The organism is Anaerovirgula multivorans (genome assembly GCF_900188145.1).
GTDB classification, from domain to species: Bacteria; Bacillota; Clostridia; order Peptostreptococcales; family Natronincolaceae; genus Anaerovirgula; species Anaerovirgula multivorans.
On sequence record NZ_FZOJ01000073.1, the window covers coordinates 1 to 5,015 of the forward strand.

Here is a 5,015-nt window from a genome sequence, read left to right on the forward strand (position 1 = left end):
GGCAAAGACAAATGATTGTAGAGCACCCCTTTGGAACGATAAAAAGAGGGTTAGGCATGACGTATTTTCTGACAAAAGGTATGCAGTCAGTAAAATCGGAGATTTCTTTTGCTTTTTTAGCCTATAATATGAAACGAGCACTAAATATATTGGGAATAAAGGAAATAATGAGGAGGTTAACAGGAATACTTAAAAATACTTGCTTATTTATCATGAAACCCATGGAAAATACAATGGAATAATAATGCAATTTAGCGCGGTCTGACAGTTCCCTTGCTTCTGTTGTCTAATTGGATTTAATACTCCATAATTCGAAAATACACTAACCCATTTTTTTCGCTCATGTGAACTCTTTCTTTATGGGCCAGATATTCTAGATGGCTCATAGCTTCTGCAACAGCGAAAGATTTTTGCGGTGGTGGAAAGGCATCCCAATCTTTGGCTAGAATCTTCCACTCCATCTCCTTTGCTACTCCCTCAACAGTCATGTCTCCTTTATTCTGAGCTAGTATGGTTTCGATCTCTTGTAATCTATGTTGATGATGTACTAATAGTTCATCAATCCTCTTTTTATGGTCCATAATTAGTTTTCTATGGGATGGAAGCATCAGCTTAATCTTTAAACTATAGATTTTCTTTAAGCTCTGAAAATATTGATTTAGTATCAAGGGATATTCAAATCCCCAAAAAGCTATATTCGGTGTAATAGGATCTAAAACATGATCAGCTGAGAAGTAGACTTCATGTTTAGGTTCATATAGATTGATCATATCCGGTGTATGGCCTGGCACTGATATCACTTGAAACCTATACTCATCCACTACTACTGTGCTACCTTCTTTAAGGGGAGTAAAGTCAAACTCCTCTGAAGGTGCATAAATCTTACCTGGATGTGTATCAAAAAAGTCTTCCCCAACCTTAAGACCAAAGCTCTTTAATTGAAGCCCTATCTCTATCCAGTATTTCTCTTCCTTCATTTTTTTTGTAGTATTGCCATCTCCTTTGCTCATAAAGACCTTTGCACCTTGCCTATAAAGTTCATGGGCAAGCCCCGAGTGGTCGGCGTGAAGATGAGTAACAATCACTTCTGTTTTTCTAATATCAATATCTAACCTGTTTAGATTATGATAAAAAGCCTCTTTGCATTTATTGCTATTAAATCCAGTATCTATAATTACTGCTTTATCCTTACCCTTAATAATATAACTGTTTAATACCTTTAATGGATTCTCAGGAAGGGGAATTTCACAACGATATATCTTCTCATATACTTGCTCAATCATGTCATCAAACCTTTCTTGATATAGTATTCTAGTATAATTTTATCACACTTTATATATTATATCTTGCAGTTACATGAGATGGCTGAAGCAGTATAACTGCCTTTTAATAATTTTCTATAATTCTTTTTAAATAGGTTCCTACTATATCAGAAAACTTCTCTATATTTCTCGTATATACAAAATCTTTTCCATAAATTAGTTTTTCCGCCTGAAGTTCTTCCTCTTTTCCTGTAAATACACCAAAAAGTAAAATTCCATTTTTTCTAGCCTTTCTTACTTCAAGCGCAGTATCTTTTATTGCCGTCATTCCTTTATAGAATGCTTCTCCTCTTATGGTTCTTATACTATCTTTTGAGATTTTTACATCATTGGGCTTTCCATCACTTAAAACAATTAGTATTTTATTTTCTTCACTTCTATTTAACAGACCTTGACATACGGCTTGAATGGCCAGCCCATCCCTATTGTTTCCAGCAGAAAAATATTCAAATATATTTTCATTTTCACTTCGTGGAGAGGTATAATCTCTAAATCTTCTAAGAATGGTATAGTCTAAAAGATTACAAAAGCTCATTACCCTATTTGGAATTCCTGCAAGCGTTAATGCCTCTGATATAATATATCCTTGAGAAGCCACTTTTCCTTGTCGTGCTAGTTGAGAGCCACTTGCATCTAGTAAAATATCTACCACATATCCACCTTTTTGATTGTCTATTACTTTTGAAAATACTTTTGGTTTTTTACTCCTTCCAACCCTCCAAAGCTTATTTACAGCCAATAGTCCGCTATCAGAAGGAACTATTGTATTTTCTTGCTCTGCTGTTAATGTTTTTAAGATCAGTTCTTTTAGTTTTATAATGTTTCTTTTATGGGCTTTTATATTGTCTCTAAACTCAGACAAGTTTTTCTCCTTTTGCCTTGTCACATACTTTATTTGAAATGCATTATCGCAAGGAGATCGTAAAACTCCTTCTGTAAAATGAACTCTACACCCTTCATGTACATTTCTGCAGACTTTTTTTTCAATCTTTTTTAGTTCTTCCTTTGTAATACAGGATTTACCATAATAGTGTTCTATTTTTTTATAAATCTTCTCTACCATTTCTTCATCAATGGATATCACTCTGTTTTCATTTGGATTGGTGGGAATCTCCTGCTTTAATTCTCCTATAGACTCTATTAAAAGAGAAGACTGCATTCCATCTACTACCTCTGAAATGTTGGTATCTTCTTCATATAGTTCTTCATACATAAAAGAAGTAAAGCTTTGCTCTTTTGTATTTTCTACTTCTTTATACTTTTCATTTGCATAAATTTCTTCTTCCATTTCATATAGGAAAGTTGGATTTTCTAGCATCTCTTTAAAATGGACAAGACATAAAGCATCTATATTTTCTAGAAGTTCTAGAGTATTTTCTACATCTTTACACTTTTTTATATCTGAAAGTAATTTCTTTACTTTCGCATCAACTCTTCCATGCTTTCCCATTTGCTCTAGTACAAAAGCATACTTTACTTTTTCCATAAAAGTGTCTAATTTAATTCTAAAATACCGCTCAAGTAAATCTTCTAGTCCTTTTTTCCTTATATCTTCTATTCCAGGCCTTTCCTTGATAAGCTTTTCCTCAACCATTACGTCAGCACACATCTCCACAAGGGGAACAATCAAGTCTTGATCTACACCATTTTGTATTCTATGATTTAAATACTTTTTTATCATATTCCAGTCTATGTATTTTCTTCTCGCCCCTGCTTTAGCAGCATAATACACAGCTAAATCTTTAGAGGTTTTTGTAAACCTTTCTAATTCATCTAATTCCTGATCATAATCTCCGCATATGGTCCACATCAGATTTGTAAGCCTATTTTCAAAATCGTATTCTCCATATATCCAATTCATAGTACTCCCCCATTAACTAGATGGAAAAATATCTTTTGCTTCCCACTTTTCCGGTATTCTAGTTCTTATTACGTCTTCTACAATTTCTTTTTCAAATTGATCAAAGGTTTTCCCTGTTACGCCCATATTTATTGCAAGTCTAGGCTTAAGCCCTCTTTTTACGGTTTTAATACTGGCTATTATTCCTCTTAAATCCACAGCTTTTGTAGATATTTCAGAGTTTTGCGCTTTTGTTTGTAGATCTAAAAATATTCCTGCAAACTGGTTTAATTTATCTTCATAAGCATCTTCAAATTCTAATTTTAGTATGGTCATTAATTTTTCTTCTTCTATTTGTGGTATATCTATTACCATAAACCTGGAAACCAATGCTTCATTTAATTCTTTCGTTCCTGCATACTCATAATTCATTGTTCCAATAAATCTTGTTGCTTCATGAAGCTTAATTTTTTCATAGCCTGGAACATCTATGATTTTTCTATAATCTAGCGCTGAATGCAGTACAACAATGGCATCATTTTTTGCCATATTAATTTCATCAAATACTCCAAATCCCCCATAGGTTGCACATTCATAAACTGCACCTCTTCTTAACCTTACCTCATTGTCTATAAAGGTATCGGTTCCTATAAGACTTGAACTGTCTGTATTGACATGAAAAGATACATTCCATTGAGGTCTTGCAAATATAGCACATAAATTGTCTGAAAGGACATTTTTTCCTGTTGCTTTTGGTCCTGAGAGCAAAATATTTTCTCCTTCTAAAATTGCCGCAATACACATAGACCATATTTCTTTTCCATAAAAGAAATTTTGGGGATCGGGAATTCTATCCTTTACCGCCTCGTCTATCTGATAATACTTTCTAAAATTAAACACATCTTGTATCAACTTTTCTTCTATCCCTTGTTTTCTTAAAAAATCAAATATATCCATAGTATTCCACCCTCTATATTTGTTAATTTTTTGCTTATCTCTAGTATTTTTAAAGCTTTTTTACATTTCCAAAATCTAGAAAGTACTTTGCATACTACCTATTTTAGAAAGTACATTTCCTTTAATATTGCTTTCTATCTACACATAGTATATCATACCCTCTTTAGTTACAGAATTCATTTTTGATAATTATTATCATCATTATTCAGTACATATTTTAATGAATATAAATTCTATGGATTGCCGACATTAACTAATTGTCATAGAGTCACTTACACAGAGGGACCAATATCATTTTTAAAGCCAAATATTATGACTGGTGGAGCCACCCTCATCATTCAAAACCCCATAACGCAAAAAAGCTGCATAAAATGCTGCTTTCAGACTATCGTGGATTTTATTGGTGGAGGCGAGGCGTGGTGGGTGAAACCCACGATTATATATACTAATTAATACCAATTCTTTTTAAACTTTAATACAACTTCAAAATGACTTCTTCTCTAATATTAGCCAATTTTACTAATAAATAAAGATAATATCAAAAATAAAAAACTAATATAAATTGCTGACTTGTTTTCTATTATAAACTTATTAAATCTTTTCCTCATGCTTTCTTTCATTTTTATTTTTATTTTAGGAAGAAGAATCATTTCTAAAGCAAAAACAAACAGTACAGAAAACATCATAATTACCCAAAACAAAATTTGGTTATATAACTGAGGTAGTGTAGCAGGAAACTCTTTGAACGCCCCAGTAGCAGCAAACATAATTATAGCAATTTCATGGAAAACGCCTTAGCCATATCAAGTGCTGATCCTATTATTGTAGATTTTGATATGAGTGGTCTTATAGCTTCTGGCAGAACCTATGAGTTAGCTGAAAAAGGCTATTTCCCT

General features: G+C 32.7%; 4 protein-coding genes. 1 reads left to right on the forward strand and 3 read right to left on the reverse strand.

Features of this window, described 5'->3' with window-relative positions; translation table 11 throughout:
• Positions 1-242, forward strand: a 242-nt coding sequence (locus tag CHB72_RS25320) for a transposase (RefSeq protein ID WP_176431623.1), incomplete at its 5' end; no start/stop codon positions are given.
• Positions 243-296: 54 nt separating this feature from the next.
• On the opposite strand, the gene CHB72_RS25325 is transcribed toward CHB72_RS25320, so the two are convergent.
• The 3 genes from CHB72_RS25325 to CHB72_RS25335 all read right to left on the reverse strand — a co-directional run bounded on the left by CHB72_RS25325 (position 297) and on the right by CHB72_RS25335 (position 4,119).
• On the reverse strand, positions 297-1,283 hold the full coding sequence (locus tag CHB72_RS25325; RefSeq protein WP_089285646.1) for an MBL fold metallo-hydrolase: 987 nt from the start codon (positions 1,281-1,283) through the stop codon (positions 297-299).
• A 103-nt stretch (positions 1,284-1,386) separates the two neighbouring features.
• Entirely contained in the window at positions 1,387-3,183 is a 1,797-nt protein-coding gene (locus CHB72_RS25330) for a cobaltochelatase CobT-related protein (RefSeq protein WP_089285647.1), read from the reverse strand.
• 12 nt (positions 3,184-3,195) lie between these two features.
• The gene (locus CHB72_RS25335) at positions 3,196-4,119 is read right to left on the reverse strand and encodes an AAA family ATPase (RefSeq protein ID WP_089285648.1); all 924 of its coding nucleotides are present in this window, start codon (positions 4,117-4,119) and stop codon (positions 3,196-3,198) included.
• Between the last annotated feature and the right edge of the window lie 896 nt (positions 4,120-5,015).

Coding starts and splice junctions, on each gene's coding strand:
- CHB72_RS25325 (WP_089285646.1), bottom strand. CDS start 1,283: ATGATTGAGCAAGTATATGAGAAGATATATCGTTGTGAAATTCCCCTT.
- CHB72_RS25330 (WP_089285647.1), bottom strand. CDS start 3,183: ATGAATTGGATATATGGAGAATACGATTTTGAAAATAGGCTTACAAAT.
- CHB72_RS25335 (WP_089285648.1), bottom strand. CDS start 4,119: ATGGATATATTTGATTTTTTAAGAAAACAAGGGATAGAAGAAAAGTTG.